Annotated in this window: 20 protein-coding genes; 13 read left to right on the top strand and 7 right to left on the bottom strand. The window is 59.9% G+C overall.

Annotated features, from left to right (window positions below):
* Positions 1-112 precede the first annotated feature (112 nt).
* Positions 113-541, top strand: coding sequence for a DUF4160 domain-containing protein (locus E4O98_RS03175; RefSeq protein ID WP_248134133.1), 429 nt, complete (start codon positions 113-115; stop codon positions 539-541).
* Positions 538-993: a DUF2442 domain-containing protein gene (locus tag E4O98_RS03170; RefSeq protein WP_078822382.1), complete on the top strand. Its 456-nt coding sequence runs from the start codon at positions 538-540 to the stop codon at positions 991-993. Before E4O98_RS03175 ends, E4O98_RS03170 begins: the two co-directional genes overlap by 4 nt.
* A 70-nt stretch (positions 994-1,063) precedes the next feature.
* Here E4O98_RS03170 and trmA read toward each other — a convergent pair whose 3' ends face one another.
* Together trmA and E4O98_RS03160 are read right to left on the bottom strand one after the other, a co-directional pair.
* Entirely contained in the window at positions 1,064-2,143 is a 1,080-nt protein-coding gene (gene trmA, locus E4O98_RS03165; protein ID WP_078822381.1) for a tRNA (uridine(54)-C5)-methyltransferase TrmA, read from the bottom strand.
* Positions 2,140-3,435: an NCS2 family permease gene (locus tag E4O98_RS03160; RefSeq protein ID WP_005791636.1), complete on the bottom strand. Its 1,296-nt coding sequence runs from the start codon at positions 3,433-3,435 to the stop codon at positions 2,140-2,142. The genes trmA and E4O98_RS03160 overlap by 4 nt, the downstream gene beginning before the upstream one ends.
* Positions 3,436-3,623: 188 nt before the next feature.
* Here E4O98_RS03160 and E4O98_RS03155 point away from each other — a divergent pair, with 188 nt between their 5' ends.
* From E4O98_RS03155 to E4O98_RS03140, 4 genes are all read left to right on the top strand, one after another.
* The gene (locus E4O98_RS03155) at positions 3,624-4,070 is read left to right on the top strand and encodes a DUF4879 domain-containing protein (protein ID WP_005791635.1); all 447 of its coding nucleotides are present in this window, start codon (positions 3,624-3,626) and stop codon (positions 4,068-4,070) included.
* Between the two features lie 96 nt (positions 4,071-4,166).
* Positions 4,167-4,691, top strand: a complete 525-nt coding sequence (locus tag E4O98_RS03150) for a (2Fe-2S)-binding protein (RefSeq protein WP_005791634.1) — start codon at positions 4,167-4,169, stop codon at positions 4,689-4,691.
* On the top strand, positions 4,688-5,677 hold the full coding sequence (locus E4O98_RS03145; RefSeq protein WP_103734825.1) for a xanthine dehydrogenase family protein subunit M: 990 nt from the start codon (positions 4,688-4,690) through the stop codon (positions 5,675-5,677). Before E4O98_RS03150 ends, E4O98_RS03145 begins: the two co-directional genes overlap by 4 nt.
* On the top strand, positions 5,674-7,857 hold the full coding sequence (locus tag E4O98_RS03140) for a xanthine dehydrogenase family protein molybdopterin-binding subunit (protein WP_032879389.1): 2,184 nt from the start codon (positions 5,674-5,676) through the stop codon (positions 7,855-7,857). The genes E4O98_RS03145 and E4O98_RS03140 overlap by 4 nt, the downstream gene beginning before the upstream one ends.
* 137 nt (positions 7,858-7,994) lie before the next feature.
* Here the strand turns inward: E4O98_RS03140 and E4O98_RS03135 are convergent, their stop codons facing one another.
* Positions 7,995-9,233 carry an MFS transporter gene (locus E4O98_RS03135; RefSeq protein ID WP_005791631.1) on the bottom strand — a complete coding sequence of 413 codons (1,239 nt, stop codon included), beginning with the start codon at positions 9,231-9,233 and terminating at the stop codon, positions 7,995-7,997.
* A 316-nt stretch (positions 9,234-9,549) separates the two neighbouring features.
* On the opposite strand from E4O98_RS03135, the gene E4O98_RS03130 reads away from it, so the two are divergent.
* The 3 genes from E4O98_RS03130 to E4O98_RS03120 are packed head-to-tail and all read left to right on the top strand — an operon-like array spanning position 9,550 to position 12,178.
* Positions 9,550-10,989 carry a cytochrome ubiquinol oxidase subunit I gene (locus E4O98_RS03130; protein WP_005791629.1) on the top strand — a complete coding sequence of 480 codons (1,440 nt, stop codon included), beginning with the start codon at positions 9,550-9,552 and terminating at the stop codon, positions 10,987-10,989.
* 1 nt (position 10,990) lies between these two features.
* Positions 10,991-11,998: a cytochrome d ubiquinol oxidase subunit II gene (cydB, locus tag E4O98_RS03125; RefSeq protein ID WP_005791627.1), complete on the top strand. Its 1,008-nt coding sequence runs from the start codon at positions 10,991-10,993 to the stop codon at positions 11,996-11,998.
* A gap of 12 nt (positions 11,999-12,010) precedes the next feature.
* Positions 12,011-12,178, top strand: coding sequence for a DUF2474 domain-containing protein (locus E4O98_RS03120; protein WP_078822377.1), 168 nt, complete (start codon positions 12,011-12,013; stop codon positions 12,176-12,178).
* Between the two features lie 66 nt (positions 12,179-12,244).
* On the opposite strand, the gene E4O98_RS03115 is transcribed toward E4O98_RS03120, so the two are convergent.
* Both E4O98_RS03115 and E4O98_RS03110 read right to left on the bottom strand, forming a co-directional pair.
* On the bottom strand, positions 12,245-13,369 hold the full coding sequence (locus E4O98_RS03115) for a class I SAM-dependent methyltransferase (protein WP_032879391.1): 1,125 nt from the start codon (positions 13,367-13,369) through the stop codon (positions 12,245-12,247).
* 144 nt (positions 13,370-13,513) lie between these two features.
* On the bottom strand, positions 13,514-14,224 hold the full coding sequence (locus tag E4O98_RS03110; protein ID WP_248134125.1) for a LuxR family transcriptional regulator: 711 nt from the start codon (positions 14,222-14,224) through the stop codon (positions 13,514-13,516).
* A gap of 458 nt (positions 14,225-14,682) precedes the next feature.
* Here E4O98_RS03110 and E4O98_RS03105 point away from each other — a divergent pair, with 458 nt between their 5' ends.
* Entirely contained in the window at positions 14,683-15,459 is a 777-nt protein-coding gene (locus tag E4O98_RS03105; RefSeq protein ID WP_032879395.1) for a ferredoxin--NADP reductase, read from the top strand.
* Between the two features lie 40 nt (positions 15,460-15,499).
* Here E4O98_RS03105 and mscL read toward each other — a convergent pair whose 3' ends face one another.
* The gene (gene mscL, locus E4O98_RS03100; RefSeq protein ID WP_005791618.1) at positions 15,500-15,919 is read right to left on the bottom strand and encodes a large-conductance mechanosensitive channel protein MscL; all 420 of its coding nucleotides are present in this window, start codon (positions 15,917-15,919) and stop codon (positions 15,500-15,502) included.
* A gap of 287 nt (positions 15,920-16,206) precedes the next feature.
* On the opposite strand from mscL, the gene katB reads away from it, so the two are divergent.
* Genes katB through radA form a run of 3 tightly spaced genes read left to right on the top strand, consistent with a single transcriptional unit; the run spans position 16,207 to position 19,747 of the window.
* Entirely contained in the window at positions 16,207-17,748 is a 1,542-nt protein-coding gene (katB, locus tag E4O98_RS03095) for a catalase KatB (protein ID WP_216092129.1), read from the top strand.
* Positions 17,749-17,804: 56 nt separating this feature from the next.
* Positions 17,805-18,344 carry an ankyrin repeat domain-containing protein gene (locus tag E4O98_RS03090; protein WP_005791615.1) on the top strand — a complete coding sequence of 180 codons (540 nt, stop codon included), beginning with the start codon at positions 17,805-17,807 and terminating at the stop codon, positions 18,342-18,344.
* A 35-nt stretch (positions 18,345-18,379) separates the two neighbouring features.
* A complete protein-coding gene (radA, locus tag E4O98_RS03085; protein WP_005791613.1) occupies positions 18,380-19,747 on the top strand; it encodes a DNA repair protein RadA in 1,368 nt (455 codons plus the stop codon).
* A 143-nt stretch (positions 19,748-19,890) separates the two neighbouring features.
* Here the strand turns inward: radA and E4O98_RS03080 are convergent, their stop codons facing one another.
* Positions 19,891-20,259 carry a PilZ domain-containing protein gene (locus tag E4O98_RS03080; RefSeq protein ID WP_216092128.1) on the bottom strand — a complete coding sequence of 123 codons (369 nt, stop codon included), beginning with the start codon at positions 20,257-20,259 and terminating at the stop codon, positions 19,891-19,893.
* Between the last annotated feature and the right edge of the window lie 34 nt (positions 20,260-20,293).

Raw genomic sequence — 20,293 nt, 5'->3', positions numbered from 1 at the left:
GGGTTTTTTGTGGTTACTAGTCTGTGAAACAGCTTCGGGAATCAGGAGCCGGTTGTCGGGTGGCAGAGGGAAATTGTTACCTGGCGGAAAATAACCTAACGGATGGGTTACGATGAGAGTAGGTGCTTACAAAGGCTACGTGATTTCAGTGTTTATCAGGGATGAGCATTGCCCGCCCCATGTGCATGTCAGGGGCAAGGGATGGGATACACGCTTTCGCTTCAGTTTTTTGGGTGGGGATGTTGAGTTGTGGGACGTAGAGCCTGAACGGAGGCGGCCACCCATGTCGGTACTGAAGGAAATACGCGAGGCGATCATGCAGCGGCACTACTTGGCGCGGGCACGCAGGATTTGGTGGGAAAAACTGCAGACGGTTTGTCTGGAGAATCATTCCTGGGATGGGGACGCTGGTGAGTTGGTTCCAGGGTTGGTCATTCGACCGGGCGTCTACGTCATCGCAAGCGCCCGGCACGACGTTGTCGAGCAACGGACTATTTTGAATCTGGTAAGAGCGCCAGATTGCGTGGGGATTAATTTATGAAGATCGTAAAAGCTAAGGTCAAACCTTATGTACCTCTCACTGAGGCCGACGTTGACAAGGCAATCGCCCGAGGGCGCAGGTTGAAGCGCCTGTACGCCAACGCCAGCAATGTGCGTTATGAAAACGACTGCCTCTCCATCGGCTTCAGCGATGGCAGCCGCGTGGTGTTGCCGGTGGCTGGCCTGCCGGAGTTCGAGGGGTTTTCAGAGAAAGACTTTCAGCAACTGGAAGTGACGTTCGGTGGCAAAGCGATAAGCTGTGAAGCTCAGGACCTGGACGTTTCGATTACCGGCCTGATCGCTACAAGCCAGCCGCTGATGGACCTGGCAACCAGCCTGGTGGCATCGCGCAATGGTCGCAAAAGCAGCGCGGCCAAATCCGCCGCCGCCCGCGCCAATGGCAAGAAGGGCGGGCGGCCACGCAAGGACGTACCAGAAACACCAGACACATGAGTAACCCCTGTGGGAGGGGGCTCGCCACAGCAAGCCCTCTCCCACATTATTGGGTCGATGCCCCGCGGTTTTATCGGCGGGTCAGCAACACACCCGATTCCATATGGTGCGTCCACGGGAACTGGTCGAACATCGCACATTGGGTAATCCGGTGCGTGTCATGCAGTTGCGCGATGTTGGCGGCCAACGTCTCCGGGTTGCAGGAGATGTACAGGATATTGTCGAAACGCCGGGTCAGTTCGCAGGTGTCCGGGTCCATGCCGGCGCGGGGCGGGTCGACGAATACGCTGCCAAACTCATAGCTTTTCAGGTCGATGCCGTGCAAGCGGCGGAATGGGCGCACTTCATTGAGCGCCTCGGTGAGTTCCTCGGCGGAGAGGCGCACCAACTTGACGTTACCGATCGCGTTTTCATCGAGGTTGCTCAAGGCCGCGTTCACCGAGGTCTTGCTGATCTCGGTGGCCAGCACGTTACGCACGCGGGTGGCCAGCGGCAGGGTGAAGTTGCCGTTGCCGCAGTAGAGTTCGAGCAAATCGTCCGGGCGGTCGCCCAAGGCTTCAAATGCCCAGTTGAGCATCTTCTGGTTCACCGTACCGTTGGGCTGGGTGAAGGCGCCTTCGGGCTGGCGGTAGCTGAAGGTGCGGCCACCGACCTCGAGTTTCTCCACTACGTAGTCCTGGCCGATCACATCGCGCTTGCCCTTGGAGCGGCCGATGATGCTCACATTCAGCTCAGCCGCCAGCTTGTTCGCGGCGGTGTGCCAATGCTCGTCCAGCGGGCGGTGATAGCACAGGGTGATCATCGCGTCGCCTGCCAGGGTGGTGAGGAACTCCACCTGAAACAGCTTGTGGCTCAGGGCGGCGCTGGCTTGCCAGGCGGCCTTGAGTTGCGGCATCAACTGGTTGATGCGCTGGCTGGCAATCGGAAATGCTTCGATCAGGATCGGCGTGCGCTTGTCGTCCTGGGAAAACATTGCGTAATGGCGATCACCGCCTTCGCGCCACAGGCGGAACTCCGCGCGCAGGCGGAAGTTTTGCAAGGGCGAATCGAAGACCTGCGGTTCGGGCGCGTCGAAGGGTGCCAGCAGGTCACGCAAACGCGTGACCTTGTCTTGCAGTTGAGCGGTGTAGCTTGCGGCGTCAAAAGTCATGCGTTGAACCAGCCCAGCTTGATCACAAACAGAATCGACAGGATTACCAGTGCCGGGTTCAGCTCACGGTAGCGGCCCGAAAGCAGCTTGATGGCGGTCCAGGCGATGAAACCGAAGGCGATGCCATTGGCGATGGAGTAAGTGAAGGGCATCGCCAGGGCAGTGATCACCACCGGCGCTGCAACCGTAATGTCATCCCAGTCGATTTCGGCCAGGCCCTGGCTCATCAGCACCGCTACAAACAGCAGGGCTGGCGCGGTGGCATACGCGGGCACGCTGGCGGCCAGCGGCGAGAAGAACAGCGCCAGCAGGAACAGGATCGCGACCACGATGGCGGTCAAGCCGGTGCGGCCACCGGCGCTCACGCCTGCGGCCGATTCGATGTAGCTGGTGGTGGTGGAAGTACCCAGCAGCGAGCCAGCCATGGCGGCGGTGCTGTCAGCGATCAGCGCACGGCCCATTTTCGGCATATGGCCGTCCTTGCCCATCAGGCCGGCGCGCTTGGCGACGCCGATCAGGGTGCCGGAGTTATCGAACAGGTCGACGAACAGGAAGGCGAAGATCACGCTGACCAGGCCGATATCCAGCGCGCCCTTGATATCCAGCTGCAGGAACGTCGGAGCCAGCGAGGGTGGCACCGAGGTCACACCGATGAAGGGTGTGAAGCCCAATACGATGGAGGCGATGGTCACCGCCAGGATACCGATCAGCACCGCACCGCGTACGGCCAGGGCTTCGAGCGCGACGATCAGGACGAAACCCAGCGTCGCAAGGATTGGGGCCGGTTGTTTCAAGTCGCCCAGGCCCACCAGGGTGGCCGGGTTGGCGACCACGATCCCGGCGTTATGCAGGGCAATCAGCGCCAGGAACAGGCCGATACCGGCAGCAATTGCCGAGCGCAGAGGCAGTGGGATGGCGTTGATGATCCACTCGCGGATGCGGAAGATCGACAGCAGGAAGAACAGCACCGCCGAAATGAACACCGCGCCCAGTGCCACCTGCCAAGTGTGGCCCATGTGCAGGACCACGGTGTAGGTGAAGAACGCGTTGAGGCCCATGCCCGGCGCCAGCGCAATCGGGTAGTTGGCGATCAGGCCCATCACGGTGGAACCGATGGCCGCCGCCAGGCAGGTCGCGACAAATACCGCACCTTTGTCCATGCCGGTCTCGCCGAGGATGCTCGGGTTCACGAACAGGATGTAGGCCATGGCCAGGAAGGTGGTGATCCCCGCAAGAATCTCGGTGCGCACATTGGTGTTGTGGGCTTTGAGTTGAAACAGCTTTTCCAGCATGCCGGCTCCCTGTGACGCTATTGTGCGTCGTTATTTGTTGACCTCTAAGTCAAAGCACAAACTGCGCCAAGCGCCTGTGGTTTCAGAGAGGATCGGAAAAAGCGGCGCATCATACCAGCAGCCGAGGCTGTGTGGCGCATGGCCTTGAGGCATACTGCGCCGACGTTCAATACCGGGTCATTGCCAGCATGAAAAAAGCCAACGCGTGGAGTCTAGCTCTGATCGCCAGTATCAGCCTGTGGCTGGGCGCAGCACCGGCGTGGGGCGCGGCTGCACCGGCGTTGAGCGAGGTGCGGGTGTTCAAGGTGGAATCGGCAAAATGCAGCGAAACCATCCCCGAACGGGTGAACACCACCCAGATGTGCGAACACCGTGGGCCCACCCAGGTGTCGGTCATGGAAGTCGGCCTGGGCAACAGCCCGATGGGCCGCTTCAATGGCGCAGAGTTGAACGGGCAACGCACGGCGGTGTGCCAGGTGGGCAACATCAGTGAGGCGTGCAACGGCGTGGGCACCTTGATGGGCTACATCTATGTGTTCGACCTGAATGTCCAGGCCCAGGGCTGGTTCGAATTCACCAATACCTCGATCAACCCCCCGCAAAACACCTTGAAAGCCCAGCTCAATATCCGCTGATCAATCATCTTGAACGCTCAAAATCCCGGGAAGTCGTACCCCTAAGACGGCGATTTTCCTGAACGCCGCGGATGTACTTCAACCCGTGAGGTGTTTATGAGCGCAAACCCCAATGGCGCGGCGGCCCAGCCGTTTGCCCGCCACCCGATACGCATGACACTCAACGGCCAGCCGCGCCAACTGGATGTGCTGCCCTGGACCACCTTGCTCGACCTGCTGCGCGAACAGCTGGACCTGGTCGGCAGCAAAAAGGGCTGCGACCACGGTCAGTGCGGTGCCTGCACCGTATTGCGTGACGGCAAGCGCGTAAATGCCTGCCTGACCCTGGCCGTGATGTGCGACGGCGCCGAGTTGACCACCATCGAAGGGCTGGCCGAAGGCGACCAGTTGCACCCCATGCAGCAAGCCTTCATCAAGCATGACGCCTTCCAGTGCGGTTATTGCACCCCCGGCCAGATCTGTTCCGCCGTGGGCCTGGCCAATGAAGGCCGCGCCCACGACCGTGCGCAGATCCAGGAACTGATGAGCGGCAACCTGTGCCGCTGCGGTGCCTACAGCAATATCCGCGACGCCATCGAAGAGGCGCTGCCGGCGTGCCACCGCTCGGGAGGTGAACAATGAACCCCTTCCACTACAGCAAGCCTGCCGATGTTCAAGAGGCGGTGCACCTGAGCAACGCGGCCTCGCGCTTTATTGCCGGGGGCACCAACCTGCTGGACTTGATGAAAGAAAACATCAGCCGCCCGGAACACTTGATCGATATCACCGGCTTGCCCTTGCACGAGGTTGAAGAAACCGCCGACGGCGGCGTGCGGATCGGCGCGCTGGTGAGCAATGCCGATCTGGCCTGGCACCCGCTGATCGAACAGCGTTACCCATTGTTGTCCCAAGCGATCCTGGCGGGAGCCTCGCCGCAATTGCGCAACATGGCCAGTACCGGTGGCAACCTGTTGCAGCGTACCCGCTGCTACTACTTCTATGACGCTACGGTGCCGTGCAACAAGCGCGAGCCCGGTAGCGGCTGCCCGGCGCGTACGGGGTTGAATCGCATCCATGCGATCCTTGGCGCCAGTGAGCAGTGCGTGGCCACGCATCCCTCGGACATGTGCGTGGCCCTGGCGGCGCTCCAGGCACGGGTGCATGTAGAAGGGCGTGGGGGGGCACGTGTCATCGAGTTCGCCGATTTCCACCGTCTGCCCGGCGATGCGCCACAGCGCGACAACCAATTGGCCGATGACGAACTGATCACCGCGATCGAACTGCCTGCCGACCATCTGGCCCGGCACAGCCACTACCTGAAAATCCGCGACCGGGCCTCGTATGCCTTTGCTTTGGTGTCGGTGGCTGCGGCGCTGGAACTGGACGGCGACACCATCATCGATGCGCGCCTGGCCCTTGGCGGCGTGGCGCACAAACCCTGGCGCGACCGCGCAGTGGAAGCGGCATTGATCGGTCAGACCGTCAGCCGCGAAACCTTCAGCAACGCTGCCGATGCCCTATTGCAAGACGCCGAGCCGCTGGAGCACAACGGCTTCAAGATCAAACTGGCACGACGCGCAATCATCCGTGCCTTGAGCGACGCCGCTGTCGCAGGAGAACAGCCATGAGTGCCATCGGCAAACCCCTGGACCGTGTCGACGGTCTGCTCAAGGTCACAGGCCAGGCGCGCTATGCCGGTGAGTTCCCTGAGGATGGCCTGCTGCATGGCAGTGTCGTCTCCAGCACCATCGCCAAAGGCCGCGTTATCAAGATCGATGCCTCCAGGGCCCTGGCCTTGCCCGGCGTGGTCGAGGTCATTGATCACCTCAATCGCCCCAGAATCGCCAGCTATGACGACGCCTTCCAGGATGATGATGCCGCCGACGGCTCACCCTTTCGCCCGCTGTACAACGACCGCGTGCTTTACAGCGGCCAGCCCCTGGCCTTGGTGATTGCCGATAACCTGGAACTGGCCCGGCACGCCGGTTCACTGGTGCACATCGAATACGCGCCTGAAGATTTCGAAACGGACCTGCTCACCCAGCAGGAAGGGGCCTACCCTTCACCGCAGACACCGCCCAAACCACGCGGTAACTTTCAGGCCGAGTGGGCCGGTGCGGCGATCAGCCTCGATCTGCATTACAGCACCCCCATCGAACACCACAACCCCATGGAGCCCCATGCCAGCACCGTGCTGTATCAGCCGGACGGCACGTTGCATATCCACGACAAAACCCAGGGCCCGCAGAACTGCCAAGCGTACGTGCAAAAAGTGTTCGGCCTGGATAAAAGCCAGGTGCGCATTTTTGCTGCCTTTGTCGGTGGCGCCTTCGGTTCGGGCCTGCGCCCGCAGTACCAACTACCACTGGCAGTGATGGCGTCCCTGGCGCTCAAGCGGTCGGTGCGCGTGACCCTGACTCGCCAGCAGATGTTCACCTTCGGCTATCGCCCACGCACTTTGCAGCGTTTGCAGATGGGGGCCGCCGCCAATGGGCGCTTGCTGGCCCTGGGGCATACCGCGATTGGCCAGACCTCGCGCTTCGAGGATTTCAGCGAGCACGTGGTGGAGTGGAGCGGCATGCTCTATCACTGCGACAACGTGCAACTGACCTACAAGCTGGTGCCGCTGGATGTCTTTACCCCGCTGGACATGCGCGCCCCCGGTGCTGCGCTGGGCGTGATCGGCCTGGAATGTGCCATGGATGAACTGGCCTGTGCCTTGGCCATCGACCCGGTGCAACTGCGGCTGATCAACTACGCCGAGCGTAACCAGAACGAAGACAAACCCTGGTCGAGCAAAGCCCTGCGCGAATGCTACAGCGAAGGTGCCGAACGTTTCGGCTGGAGCCAGCGCAACCCGGAACCGCGCAGTATGCGCGACGGTCGCCAGTTGATCGGCTGGGGAATGGCCGGTGGGGTGTGGGAAGCCATGCAGATGAAGGCCAGCGCCAAGGCACGCATCGATAGCCGCGGCAAACTCACCGTCAGCAGTGCCACCACCGACATTGGCACGGGCACCTACACGGTGATGACCCAGATTGCCTCTCAGGCCAGTGGCGTGGCGATGGCCGATATCAGCTTTCTGCTGGGTGATTCGTCATTGCCCACGGCGCCGTTGCAGGGCGGTTCGTTTACCGTGTCTTCCGTCGGCACCGCCGTACAGCAAGCGTGCGAAGCGCTGAATGCCAAATTGCTGGAGATCGCCCGGCAGACTTACCCGGTATTCAAGGATGCCGATTCGGTTCGGTTTGAAGACGGCCAGCTACACAGCGGTGACGTGAGCGTGTCGTTGGCGCAACTGGTCAAGGACAGCGGTGAAGACGCCTTGCAGGTACAGGTCGACAGCGAGCCCGACAAGAAGCGCGAGGGCTATGCCAGCGCTACGCACTCGGCGGTGTTCGTCGAAGTGCGGGTGGATGAAGACTTGGGCACCATCAAGGTCAGCCGTGTGGTCAGCGCGATTGCTGCGGGGCGCGTGGTCAACCCGAAGATGGCCCGCAGCCAGATCCTTGGCGGCGTGGTGTGGGGCATTGGCATGGCGCTGCATGAAGAGACCCAGGTCGACCATCAATTGGGACGCTACATGAACCACAGCCTGGCCGAGTACCACATCCCGGTGAACGCCGATATCGGCGAGATTGACGTGCTGTTTGTCGAAGAACACGACGATGTGGTCAACGCACTCGGGTCCAAGGGCGTGGGGGAGATCGGCATTGTCGGCGTGGCGGCGGCGGTGGCGAATGCGATTTACCATGCCACCGGCAAGCGGGTGCGGGAGTTTCCGATCACCTTGGATAAAGTGCTCTAGCACCGGTGTTCCAAACACCGAAGCTCCAACTGTGGGAGCTGGCTTGCCTGCGATAGCGGTGCCTCAGCCACCAGAGAGTTGCCTGATACACCGTTATCGCGGGCAAGCCCGGCTCCCACAGGGTACAACGCTTAAGCTTATGGCTTGGTTTCTTCCACCGGCACATGCATACGATCGCGATTGGCCAGGGTCGGGAACAACTTGATCCATACCCCGGTCACCACCAGGGTGCCGATCCCGCCCATCACCACCGCCGGCACGGTGCCGAACCAATGGGCGGTTATCCCGGATTCGAACTCGCCCAGTTGATTGGATGCACCGATAAACAGGCCATTGACCGCACTGACTCGCCCACGCATCTCATCCGGTGTTTCCAGTTGCACGAACGACGCACGGATCACCATGCTGATCATGTCCGCCGCGCCGAGCACTACCAGCACCGCCAGGGAGAACCAGAACGAGGTCGAGAGGCCGAAGGCAATGGTCGCCACGCCGAATACGCCGACGGCGGTGAACATCACGCGTCCTACCTTGCGGTCTACCGAGAACCGCGCCAGCCACAGCGACATCAGCAAGGCGCCCACCGCCGGTGCCGAACGCAGCAGGCCCAGGCCCCAGGCGCCGGTCAGCAGGATGTCCTTGGCGAACACCGGCAGCAACGCGGTGGCGCCGCCCAGCAGTACGGCAAACAGGTCCAGGGAGATGGCGCCGAGGATGTCCGGGCGGCTGCGGATAAAGCGGATGCCGGCCAGCAGCGAGTCCATCGTGGCCTTGGCTTTGTTGAGCGGCGTCTGGCGGGCGGGCAGGTTCAAGGTCAGGACGCAGGCAATCAGGTACAGCGCCACGGTCGGCCCGTACACCCACACGCTACCAAACGCGTAGAGCAAACCGCCAACGGCGGGTGCGACGATGGTCGCCAGTTGCTGGGCCGATTGCGATGCCGCCACGGCCCGTGGGAACAACGCGCTGGGCACGATGCTCGGCAGCAGCGCCTGGGTGGTGGGCATTTCAAATGAGCGCGCAGCGCCCAGCAGGAAGGCGAGGATAAAGATCATCTCGCGGGTCACGTTGCCGGTCAGGCCGCCGATGGCCAGGGACAAGGCAATCAGCGCCTGTAACGTCTGGCAAATGGCGGCGACCCTGCGTCGCTCATAGCGATCGGCTACATGCCCGGTGTGCAGCATGAACAGCACGCGCGGTACGAATTCCACCAGGCCAACCAGCCCCAGGTCCAGCACGTTGCCGGTCAGTTGGTAGAGGTTCCAGCCGATCGCCACGGTGAGCATCTGGAAACCGCTGGCGGTAAAGATCCGCGCCAGCCAGAACGCGATGAAAGGGCGGTGGTGACGTAACAGCAACGCGGGTTCACTGGGCATCGGCAATCAGGTCGGCAGCGGGGGAATGGCGAGATTAGCATCAAGCTGTAACAAATAGTTGCAAGAACAGGGCTGAGGCAAGCTGTCACGCGGCAAAAGACCACACAGTCCTACAGCAAAAATGGGACTACTCTTTCAACGATGCTTGATCCAGATCAAAACCTGCCCCGGAATTGCTCTGGCGGCCGCAAGGCCAGAATCCCCACGAGATGGGTAAAAAAAGAAACGAATTGAAATTCGCCACACTCCATATCCGTGGGGGCAGTGGGTGCAGGCTCCCAGCCAGCAGCCGGTATTACCTGACAGAGGAAGACTTATGTTCGGTTTGGAGGCGCTAGATCTCGCCCGAATTCAATTCGCGTTCACCATCTCGTTTCACATCCTGTTCCCGGCGATCACCATCGGCCTGGCCAGTTACCTTGCGGTGCTGGAGGGCTTGTGGCTCAAGACTCATAACGATACCTACCGTGACCTCTACCATTTCTGGTCGAAGATCTTTGCCGTCAACTTCGGCATGGGTGTGGTCTCCGGCTTGGTCATGGCCTATCAGTTCGGCACCAACTGGAGCCGTTTCTCGGACTTCGCCGGTGCTGTCACCGGGCCATTGCTGACGTACGAAGTGCTCACGGCCTTCTTCCTTGAGGCCGGTTTCCTCGGTGTGATGCTGTTCGGCTGGAACAAGGTGGGGCGCAAGCTGCACTTTTTCTCCACGGTGATGGTGGCCGTGGGGACGTTGATCTCCACGTTCTGGATTCTCGCCTCCAACAGCTGGATGCAAACGCCACAGGGTTTTGAAATCATTGATGGCCGGGTAATTCCCACTGATTGGCTGGCGGTGATCTTCAACCCTTCGTTCCCCTATCGCCTGATGCACATGGCCACGGCTGCATTTGTTGCCACGGCATTCTTCGTCGGCTCGTCGGCAGCCTGGCATTTGCTGCGCGGCAAGGACAACCCGGCGATCCGCAAAATGCTCTCCATGGCGATGTGGATGGCGCTGATTGTCGCGCCCATCCAGGCGGTGATCGGTGACTTCCATGGCCTCAATACCCTCAAGCATCAACCGGCAAAAATCGCCGCGATTGAAGGCCACTGGGAAAACATCGGCAACGAGCCGACGCCGTTGATCCTGTTCGGCTGGCCGGACATGAAAGCCGAGAAGACCAAATACGCGGTCGAGATCCCGTACCTGGGCAGCCTGATCCTGACCCACTCCCTGGACAAGCAGGTGCCGGCCCTCAAGGAGTTCCCGCCTGAGGACCGCCCCAACTCGACCATCGTGTTCTGGTCGTTCCGGGTCATGGTTGGCTTGGGTTTCCTGATGATCTTCACCGGTCTGTTCAGCCTGTGGCTGCGCCGTGGCGACAAGATGTACACATCCAAGCCGTTCCTGTACCTGGCGCTGTGGATGGGCCCGTCGGGCTTGATTGCGATTCTTGCTGGTTGGTTCACCACTGAAATCGGCCGCCAGCCTTGGGTGGTCTACGGGCTGATGCGCACCGCAGATGCCTCGTCCGGGCATAGCCTGGCGCAGATGACCATTACCCTGGTGTTGTTCGTGGTGGTGTACTTCGCGCTGTTCGGCGCAGGCCTGGGTTACATGATGCGCCTGGTGCGCAAGGGCCCTGTGACTCACGACAGTACCGAACCGGCCCATGGTGGCCCTGGTCAGAAACGCACCCCGGCGCGTCCGTTGTCTGCCGCCGACGATGGCAGCGATAACGACCACGACCACATCCAGCACAAGGGGAATTGAGATGGGTATTGATCTTCCGCTGATCTGGGCCGTGATTATCATCTTCGGCATCATGATGTATGTGGTCATGGACGGCTTCGACCTGGGTATCGGCATCCTCTTTCCGTTTATCCCCGGCAAAGTCGACCGTGACGTGATGATGAACACCGTGGCCCCTGTATGGGACGGCAACGAAACCTGGCTGGTACTCGGCGGCGCGGCGTTGTTTGGCGCGTTCCCGCTGGCGTATTCGGTGGTGTTATCGGCGTTGTATCTGCCGCTGATCCTGATGCTGATCGGGCTGATCTTCCGCGGCGTGGCCTTTGAGTTCCGCTTCAAGGCCAAGGACCACAAGCGTCACCTGTGGGACAAGGCGTTTATCGGTGGCTCGCTGGCAGCAACCTTCTTCCAGGGCGTGGCGTTGGGCGCCTTTATCGATGGCATCCCGGTGGTGGACCGCCAGTTTGCCGGTGGTTCACTGGACTGGCTCACACCGTTCACGATGTTCTGCGGCGTGGCGCTGATCGTGGCCTATGCCTTGCTCGGCTGCACCTGGCTGATCATGAAGACCGAGGGCAAGTTGCAGGAGCAGATGCATAACCTGGCGCGGCCGTTGGCTTTCGTGGTGTTGGCGGTGATCGGTATCGTCAGTATCTGGACGCCGCTGACCCACCCGGAAATCGCTTCGCGCTGGTTCACCTTGCCGAACCTGTTCTGGTTCCTGCCGGTGCCGGTTCTGGTATTGGTCACGATGTACGGACTGTTCCGCGCCGTGGCCCGTCATGCGCACTACACGCCGTTCCTGCTGACACTGGTGTTGATCTTCCTGGGCTACAGCGGCCTGGGCATCAGCCTGTGGCCCAATATCATCCCGCCGTCCGTGTCGATCTGGGACGCTGCGGCACCGCCGCAAAGCCAGGGCTTCATGCTGGTGGGCACGTTGTTCATCATCCCGTTCATCCTGGGTTATACCTTCTGGAGCTACTACGTGTTCCGCGGCAAGGTCACCCACGAAGACGGCTACCACTAGGAGGGTTGAAACATGTCCGGTAAACCTTCACTGCACGAGATTGAACAGGCCGAGAAGCAGCCATTGTGGCGGCGCCTGGGATGGCTGGCGGGGATCTGGGTGGGCAGCGTGCTGGCCCTGTTCGTGGTGGCCAGCCTGATGCGCATGTTCATGAATGCGGCGGGCCTGACCACGCACTGACATACCGAACCGGCCTGCCAGCGTGAGAGGCAAGCCCTGCTCTTCTATTGGAAGGGCAGGGCTTTTTTATTTGCGCGCTTTGAGGATGACGAACTTTGGTGTGGTCGCCACTTGTTCGACGCCACGGAACAATCGCGCCAACTTGCTGTGGTAGCCCAGGTGGCGATTACCCACGATATACAACGCGCCGCCCACTACCAGGGCTTCGCGTGCCTGCTGGAACATGCGCCAGGCGAGGAAGTCACCCACCACTTGTTGTTGATGAAACGGTGGGTTGCACAGCACCACGTCCAACGATTGCGCCTCCTGACCGGCCAGGCCGTCATCGGCACGTACAATAACGTCGCGATTGCCCAGAGCGGCTTGCCAGTTTTCAGCCGCCGATTGCACGGCCATATAGGACTCATCCACCAACGTGTACTGCGCGTCGGGGTTTTGCAGAGCGCTGGCAATCGCCAATACGCCATTGCCGCAGCCCAGGTCTGCCACGCGGGCGCTGCCAAGGTTTTTCGGCAGGTGCGGCAGGAAGGCGCGGGTGCCGATGTCCAGGCCCTCGCGGCAGAAAACGTTGGCGTGGTTGAGCAACTCGATCGCTGGCGCGTCCAGCCTGTAGCGGGTGGGATAGGGCGAGACGGCGACAGGACGATCTGCCACGGTGGCGATCAGCAATCGCGCCTTTTTGACCGCAAGCGTCGCGTGCATCGGCCCGATGTAACGCTCCAGCAGTTCACCGGCGGCGCGGGGCAAGTGCTTGACCATCGCCCCGGCGATCACCTCGGCGCCCGGCGCCAATTGCCCTTGCAGGCGGATCAACTGTTCTTCCAGCAGCGCCAGGGTTTTTGGCACACGGATCAGCACCCGATCGAAGGGCCCCACCGGCGCGGTACTGGCGGGTACGAATGGCACGGCATCAAACGCCTTGCCGTTGCGCACCAGGTTTTTCTCCAGGGCTTGGGCGGCGAGGAACGAGTCGCCGCTGGAGGTCACCAACATCTGGCCCGCAAGGCTGGCCGCGAGGGCACCGAAGCTGTCATTGAGTACCAGCACGCGGGTCAGCGCATTGGGTTGCTGTGCGCCAAGGTGGTTGAGCAGGTACTCGTCGGCGGCATCGAAGGCTTGCAGCGGATCATTGTGTTGCTCTGGCTGACGAATCAGATCGAGCTGGGCGAAGGGGCTGTCAAGCAGGGGCATGGGGGAAGAATGCTCTGGGTAATCGACGGAACCGTCTGAGTGAACGGCGACGCGACCCACTGAAGGGGGCGGCATCAACACTCAGAGTTGGCCGTAAATGTTACGTTTTTTTTTACGCAATGACATGGGGTGTTTAATTGACGATTACAGCATTCCGGCTTTGGCGAGGCAGAGCACAGCTTGGATCTTACTGGTGACCTTCAATTTGCTGAGTACTCTGCCGACATGAAAACCCACCGTGCGCTCGGACAGGCACAGAATGCGAGCGATCTCCGCGGCAGTCTTGCCCATGGCGCACCATCTGAGAATCTCCGTTTCGCGGGCCGTTAACTTGAATGGCGCCTCGTCGATGGGCTCGCCGGTGTATTGAAGCGCGACGACCGCATGCATCGCATGGCAGAGCCACAATACTTGACCGGCTTTTTCGTAAAGCTCTTCAGGGCTGACCTCACCCTTGTCACGCACCAGGGTCAGCATACTGAATACACCCTTGAAATCATGCACCGCCTGGGACCAGCCCCTATGCACCCCAAATGACTCAGCCAAGTCCCACAGTTCAGGTGCGTTACCGAAGGCTTGCTTCTCCCAAAGGATGGGCAGTACAGAGTGCTTGCAGTGAACTACAGCCGGATCTTTGTCGAAGAAACCTGCTTGTTGATAGATTTTGTTCCATTCATTTGGGTAGTTGTTGCAGTTGAAAGGCTTTGCTTGGGTATTTTCGGATTGAGTACTCATTGTGAACGAGCAATATTTGAACCCCATTTCCTGAGTGCGGTTGATCACCATTTCATACACGGTGGTGATTTCGCTCTCGCCTTCCAGCTTGGGCAGCCGTGAATTGTGCCAATTGACCATCGGTAACTCTCCATGGGTTTCTTTGTGACTTGGGTACTTCCTGATCCCCAATCCAACACGAAAACAAGTGTAGGACACGTCATACAAGCTAGTCTGAAAAAAAATTCATCAAGTGGTTGGTCTTCGGGTTTCAGATATGTACAAGCGTTATTGGTTTGTATGAAAAAACCGATGGGACATTTTTTTTGCACTGGTTTTAATGACTTGCAAGTGATATCAAAATGACGTCTTCGGACGGCGTAGTTTCATCTTGTGGCGCATTCCGGTTGGGTTAATAGCCAAATGATTAGTATGAGTGTGCGGCGCGTTGTTTGCTGCGGATTGCGGGTGAACCGCTGGCTCACTTGCGTCACTGACAGGCGGTGCGCGATGGGTAAATGCAATGCCAGTACAAATCAACGGTGTTTGCGTCATCTGCTTTGAGAGACACTAGCGGCCTGTGCAAAACGGAGCCTCCCATGACGGCCAGTGCTGAGAAATTTACCCGCCAGACCTTGCTCGACGTGCAATCGCTGACCCCCAGCCTCTTCACCCTGCGCACCACTCGCGACCCAGGCTTTCGCTTTACCGCCGGCCAGTTCGTGCGCCTGGGTGTGACCAAGGCCGATGGCAGCACCGTGTGGCGTGCCTATTCTGTGGTGTCATCGCCTTTTGATGAGCATCTCGACTTTTTTTCCATCGTTGTCCCTGGCGGGGAGTTCACCAGCGAACTCAGCCGGCTGCGGGTTGGCGACACCTTGTTGGTAGAGCGCCAGGCCACCGGCTTCCTGACCCTTAATCGCTTTGTCGACGGGCGCGACCTGTGGCTGCTGGGCACCGGCACAGGGGTTGCGCCGTTCCTGTCGATCCTGCAGGACTTTGAGGTCTGGGAAAAATTCGAACGCATCATTCTGGTGTACAGCGCGCGGGAAGCGAAAGAGCTGGCTTACCAGGCGCTGATCAAGGAACTGGGGGAGCGCGAGTACTTGGCCGAGTACGCGCATAAACTCACCTACATCCCCATCGTCACTCGCGAGCAATATCCGGGTGCGCTCAACGGGCGCATTACCACGCTGATAGAAAATGGCGAACTGGAGCGTGCGGCCGGCCTTGAGTTAACGCCGGAACACTCCCGCGTATTGATTTGCGGTAATCCGCAGATGGTCGATGACACCCGCCAGCTACTCAAGCAACGGGACATGCAACTGAGCCTGAGTCGACGCCCTGGTCAGGTTGCAGTAGAAAATTACTGGTAGAAAAAAGGCGCCTCACGAGGCGCCTTTTTGCAACCGCTGATTAAAGCGGTTTGTTGTTATTTTGAGCCTTGAGCAGATCGCGGATCTCGCCCAGCAGCACTTCTTCCTTGGTCGGCGTCGGTGGCAAGCTAGGGGCTACGGCCTCTTCTCGCTTCAGGCGGTTGATGGCCTTCACACCCATGAAGATCGCAAAAGCAACGATCACGAAGTCGATGATGCTCTGGATGAACTTGCCATAAGCCAGCACCACCGCCGGTACGTCACCCTGCGCGGCCTTGAGCGTTATCGCCAGGTCGGCAAAGTCCACACCCCCGATCAGCAGACCGATAGGCGGCATAATCACGTCGCCTACAAACGAGGAAACAATTTTGCCGAAGGCGGCGCCGATGATGATACCGACGGCCATGTCGACCACATTACCTTTGACCGCGAAGGCCTTGAACTCACTGATCACGCCCATAGGTTATTCCTTGTTACAGTTGAGAAGGGTGGAGGTCAGTGTAATTCAGTCGTACAAGGCTTGCTCGACACAACTGTTAACACTGTCGATTTTTATCGACACATTAAAACGCAAATAGTTTGCAAAGTGCCACCAGTCGCGCGCGAATTACCCGTCATTTCAGCCAGTTACCAGATTATTTTATTAATCGGGCCTGTGGCGTTTTTCTATTTATCTTCTGACTCGCAGGTCTCTAGCCTCTGACAAGCACAACAGAATGTGCGCTAAAAAAACCAGAGGAAACCTCGATGAACACTCCAATCCGCCGCAGGCCCGTGTCCGCGCGTCACGCGTTGGCACTGGTGACCGCCAGCCTGCTGTCCCTCTCCGTGCAAGCCGCCAACCTGACCCGCGATAACGGGGCCAACGTCGGTGATAACCAGAACTCGCAAACGGCCGGAGCGAACGGCCCGGTATTGTTGCAGGACGTTCAGCTGATCCAGAAGTTGCAGCGCTTTGACCGCGAACGCATCCCCGAGCGTGTGGTACATGCCCGCGGTACCGGCGCCCATGGCACCTTCACGGTGACCGACAACCTCAGCGACCTGACCAAGGCCAAGGTGTTCGCCGCCGGTGAAACCACGCCAGTGTTCGTACGCTTTTCGGCGGTCGTCCACGGTAACCATTCCCCTGAAACCCTGCGTGACCCAAGGGGTTTTGCCACCAAGTTCTACACCGCCGAAGGTAACTGGGACCTGGTTGGCAATAACTTCCCGACCTTCTTTATCCGCGATGCCATCAAGTTCCCGGATATGGTCCATGCCTTTAAACCCGACCCACGCACTAACCTGGATGACGACTCGCGCCGTTTCGACTTCTTCTCCCATGTTCCCGAAGCCACGCGTACTTTGACCGAGTTGTACTCGGACTCCGGTACCCCGGCCAGTTACCGCGAGATGGACGGTAATGGCGTACATGCCTACAAGTTGATCAACGCCAAGGGCGAAGTGCACTACGTCAAGTTCCACTGGAAGAGCCTGCAAGGCATCAAGAACCTGGATCCCAAGCAAGTCACCGAAGTACAGGGTCGTGACTACAGTCATATGACCAACGACTTGGTCACCCATATCAACAAGGGCGACTTCCCCAAGTGGGACTTGTATGTGCAAGTGCTCAAGCCCGAGGACTTGGCCAAGTTTGATTTCGACCCCCTGGATGCCACCAAGATCTGGCCGGATGTACCGGAGCGTAAAGTCGGGCAGATGGTGCTCAATCGCAACCCGGCCAATGTCTTCCAGGAAACCGAGCAAGTAGCGATGGCGCCTGCCAACCTGGTGCCGGGCATCGAGCCGTCGGAAGACCGTCTGCTGCAAGGCCGGGTGTTCTCCTATGCCGATACGCAAATGTACCGCCTGGGTGCGAACGCCCTGCAACTGCCGATCAACGCTCCACGGGTCACCGTCAACAACGGTAACCAGGACGGTGCGATGAACTTCGGCAAGACCACCACCGGCGTGAACTACCAGCCAAGCCGGCTGTTGCCACGCGAAGAGCCGCAAACCGCGCGCTACAGCCAGTCGCCGCTGTCGGGCAGCACCCAGCAGGCGAAGATCCAGCGCGAGCAGAACTTCAAACAGGCCGGTGACCTGTACCGCTCCTACACCAAGAAAGAGCGTCAGGACTTGATCGACAATTTCGGCGGCTCGCTGGCCACCACCGATGACGAGAGCAAGCACATCATCCTGTCGTTCCTTTACAAGGCTGATCCGGAATACGGCACCGGCGTGACCAAGGTGGCCAAAGGTGATCTGGCTCGCGTGAAGGCGCTGGCGCAAAAACTGACTGACTGATTCGTTGGTTGCGGTCGGCGCCTCTACGGGCGTCGACCTTTGGCAGGAGAAGCCCTATGCGTATCTCTATCGGTTTACTGATGGCCATGCTGGCCTTTGTCGCCCATGCGGAGTCTCCCGACCCAGTGGCGCTCAAGGCCCAGTTGCAGGATTACTACTTCGACGCCGCTCGCCGTGGCGACCTCGACATGCTCAACACCTTTATCGACTCCGGCTACAGCCTCAACACCCAGGATGACAAAGGCTACACGGCACTGATTCTCGCCGCTTATCACGGCCAGGGCTCGTACGTGGAGCGTCTGCTCGACGCGGGTGCCAACGCCTGCGTACAGGACAAACGCGGCAACACGGCGCTGATGGGCGCGATCTTCAAGGGTGAGCTGAAAATCGCCCAGCGCCTGCTGGCCACCGACTGCAACCCGGACCAACGCAATGGCGCGGGACAGACTGCCGCCATGTACGCCGGTCTGTTCAAACGCGTCGAGTTGCTGGGTGAACTGCAAGCCAAAGGCGCAGACCTGAACGCCGAGGACCCCGTCGGTAACAGTGCTTCACGTTTGGCCAGTGGCGAAATCCGGACCCCGGCGTCGCGCTGAGCTATCATCGCGGTTTTTCGGTTGGAGGTTCTCACATGGCAAAGGCCAAGCGCATGTACGGCTGCACGGAGTGCGGCGCGACCTTTCCCAAATGGGCGGGCCAGTGCTCCGAATGCGGTGCGTGGAACACCCTGACTGAAACCATGATTGAAAGCGGTGGTGCCGCAGCCCCTACCGGCCGCGCCGGCTGGACCGGGCAACAGGCACAGATCAAGACCCTGGCCGAGGTCAGCGTCGAAGAGATCCCGCGTTTCTCCACCGCGTCCGGCGAACTGGACCGCGTACTTGGCGGTGGCCTGGTCGATGGATCGGTGGTGCTGATCGGCGGTGACCCGGGCATCGGCAAGTCGACCATCCTCTTGCAAACCCTGTGCAGCATCGCCAGCCGTATGCCGGCGCTGTACGTCACCGGCGAAGAATCCCAACAGCAAGTGGCCATGCGCGCCCGCCGTTTGGGCCTGCCCCAGGACCAGCTGCGGGTCATGACCGAAACCTGCATCGAAAGCATCATCGCCACGGCGCGGATCGAAAAGCCCAAGGTCATGGTGATTGACTCGATCCAGACGATTTTCACCGAGCAACTGCAATCGGCGCCGGGCGGCGTGTCCCAGGTGCGCGAAAGTGCGGCGCTGTTGGTGCGCTACGCCAAGCAGAGCGGCACGGCGATCTTCCTGGTCGGCCACGTGACCAAGGAAGGCGCGCTGGCCGGACCACGGGTGTTGGAGCACATGGTGGATACCGTGCTGTATTTCGAAGGTGAGTCCGATGGCCGCCTGCGTTTACTGCGGGCGGTAAAAAACCGCTTTGGCGCCGTGAACGAGCTGGGTGTGTTCGCCATGACTGACCGTGGGCTGAAAGAAGTCTCCAACCCCTCGGCGATTTTTCTCACTCGGGCCCAGGAAGAAGTCCCGGGCAGTGTGGTGATGGCGACGTGGGAGGGTACCCGGCCCATGCTGGTGGAAGTCCAGGCGCTGGTGGATGACAGCCATTTGGCCAACCCGCGGCGGGTCACGCTTGGCCTGGACCAGAACCGTCTGGCGATGTTGCTGGCGGTATTGCACCGTCACGGCGGCATTCCGACCCATGACCAGGATGTTTTCCTTAACGTAGTGGGCGGCGTCAAGGTGCTGGAGACCGCCTCCGACCTGGCGCTGATGGCGGCGGTGATGTCCAGCCTGCGCAATCGGCCGCTGCCCCATGATCTGCTGGTGTTTGGTGAGGTCGGCCTGTCGGGTGAAGTCCGCCCGGTGCCCAGTGGGCAGGAGCGGTTGAAGGAGGCGGCCAAGCATGGGTTCAAGCGGGCGATCGTGCCCAAGGGCAATGCGCCGAAGGAAATGCCGGCAGGTTTGCAGGTGATTGGGGTGACGCGCCTGGAGCAGGCGTTGGATGCACTGTTCGAATAATCACCAGCATTGCAAATCCAATGTGGGAGGGGGCTTGCTCCCGATTGCGGTGAATCAGTAACAGATAGGCTGACTGACCCACCGCAATCGGGAGCAAGTCGAATCGTCGCACCGCCCCTCCCACATTTGAGTTGTGTTGGCTTCTAGATTTCCAGCAATGCCGCCAGCTCTCTGTGTAGCTCTTCCTCATCCCCCAGGTTCAACTCAATCAGTCGCCGCAAATGGCTGATCGAATCCAGATCGATATGTTGGCACACGAAGCCCAACTGCCCCTGATCCTCGTGGCTCAGCTTCACTTGCATCTTTATATGCGCTTTCGGATCCAGGCGTATGTCTACGTCGAACGGCAGCGCCTTGTTCCCCTTCCAGTCTTCGGGGCGCTCGACCAGTAGACCCTTTAGCGAGAGATCCACCAGTTTCACCGGAAAATCCCATCCGTTTTGCCGAATTTCGGTTTTGGCATCAAAAGCAATCCGGCGAAAACGGCGGCGATCAGACGGTTGCTCAGTCATGGTGAAGCCCTCGGTGGATAGGAGGATTGTAGCC

The organism is Pseudomonas sp. W2Jun17 (assembly GCF_023127795.1).
Lineage (GTDB): Bacteria > Pseudomonadota > Gammaproteobacteria > Pseudomonadales > Pseudomonadaceae > Aquipseudomonas > Aquipseudomonas synxantha_A.
This window is presented reverse-complemented; position numbering and strand designations above follow the sequence as displayed.

What these genes read in the sequence shown, in the direction of transcription:
- E4O98_RS03110 (WP_248134125.1), bottom strand. Translation starts at nt 14,224, where the DNA reads ATGGTCAATTGGCACAATTCACGGCTGCCCAAGCTGGAAGGCGAGAGC.
- E4O98_RS03140 (WP_032879389.1), top strand. Translation starts at nt 5,674, where the DNA reads ATGAGTGCCATCGGCAAACCCCTGGACCGTGTCGACGGTCTGCTCAAG.
- E4O98_RS03155 (WP_005791635.1), top strand. Translation starts at nt 3,624, where the DNA reads ATGAAAAAAGCCAACGCGTGGAGTCTAGCTCTGATCGCCAGTATCAGC.
- E4O98_RS03105 (WP_032879395.1), top strand. Translation starts at nt 14,683, where the DNA reads ATGACGGCCAGTGCTGAGAAATTTACCCGCCAGACCTTGCTCGACGTG.
- mscL (WP_005791618.1), bottom strand. Translation starts at nt 15,919, where the DNA reads ATGGGCGTGATCAGTGAGTTCAAGGCCTTCGCGGTCAAAGGTAATGTG.
- E4O98_RS03135 (WP_005791631.1), bottom strand. Translation starts at nt 9,233, where the DNA reads ATGCCCAGTGAACCCGCGTTGCTGTTACGTCACCACCGCCCTTTCATC.
- E4O98_RS03175 (WP_248134133.1), top strand. Translation starts at nt 113, where the DNA reads ATGAGAGTAGGTGCTTACAAAGGCTACGTGATTTCAGTGTTTATCAGG.
- E4O98_RS03115 (WP_032879391.1), bottom strand. Translation starts at nt 13,369, where the DNA reads ATGCCCCTGCTTGACAGCCCCTTCGCCCAGCTCGATCTGATTCGTCAG.
- E4O98_RS03170 (WP_078822382.1), top strand. Translation starts at nt 538, where the DNA reads ATGAAGATCGTAAAAGCTAAGGTCAAACCTTATGTACCTCTCACTGAG.
- E4O98_RS03080 (WP_216092128.1), bottom strand. Translation starts at nt 20,259, where the DNA reads ATGACTGAGCAACCGTCTGATCGCCGCCGTTTTCGCCGGATTGCTTTT.
- E4O98_RS03120 (WP_078822377.1), top strand. Translation starts at nt 12,011, where the DNA reads ATGTCCGGTAAACCTTCACTGCACGAGATTGAACAGGCCGAGAAGCAG.
- radA (WP_005791613.1), top strand. Translation starts at nt 18,380, where the DNA reads ATGGCAAAGGCCAAGCGCATGTACGGCTGCACGGAGTGCGGCGCGACC.
- trmA (WP_078822381.1), bottom strand. Translation starts at nt 2,143, where the DNA reads ATGACTTTTGACGCCGCAAGCTACACCGCTCAACTGCAAGACAAGGTC.
- E4O98_RS03150 (WP_005791634.1), top strand. Translation starts at nt 4,167, where the DNA reads ATGAGCGCAAACCCCAATGGCGCGGCGGCCCAGCCGTTTGCCCGCCAC.
- katB (WP_216092129.1), top strand. Translation starts at nt 16,207, where the DNA reads ATGAACACTCCAATCCGCCGCAGGCCCGTGTCCGCGCGTCACGCGTTG.
- E4O98_RS03130 (WP_005791629.1), top strand. Translation starts at nt 9,550, where the DNA reads ATGTTCGGTTTGGAGGCGCTAGATCTCGCCCGAATTCAATTCGCGTTC.
- E4O98_RS03090 (WP_005791615.1), top strand. Translation starts at nt 17,805, where the DNA reads ATGCGTATCTCTATCGGTTTACTGATGGCCATGCTGGCCTTTGTCGCC.
- E4O98_RS03160 (WP_005791636.1), bottom strand. Translation starts at nt 3,435, where the DNA reads ATGCTGGAAAAGCTGTTTCAACTCAAAGCCCACAACACCAATGTGCGC.
- E4O98_RS03145 (WP_103734825.1), top strand. Translation starts at nt 4,688, where the DNA reads ATGAACCCCTTCCACTACAGCAAGCCTGCCGATGTTCAAGAGGCGGTG.
- cydB (WP_005791627.1), top strand. Translation starts at nt 10,991, where the DNA reads ATGGGTATTGATCTTCCGCTGATCTGGGCCGTGATTATCATCTTCGGC.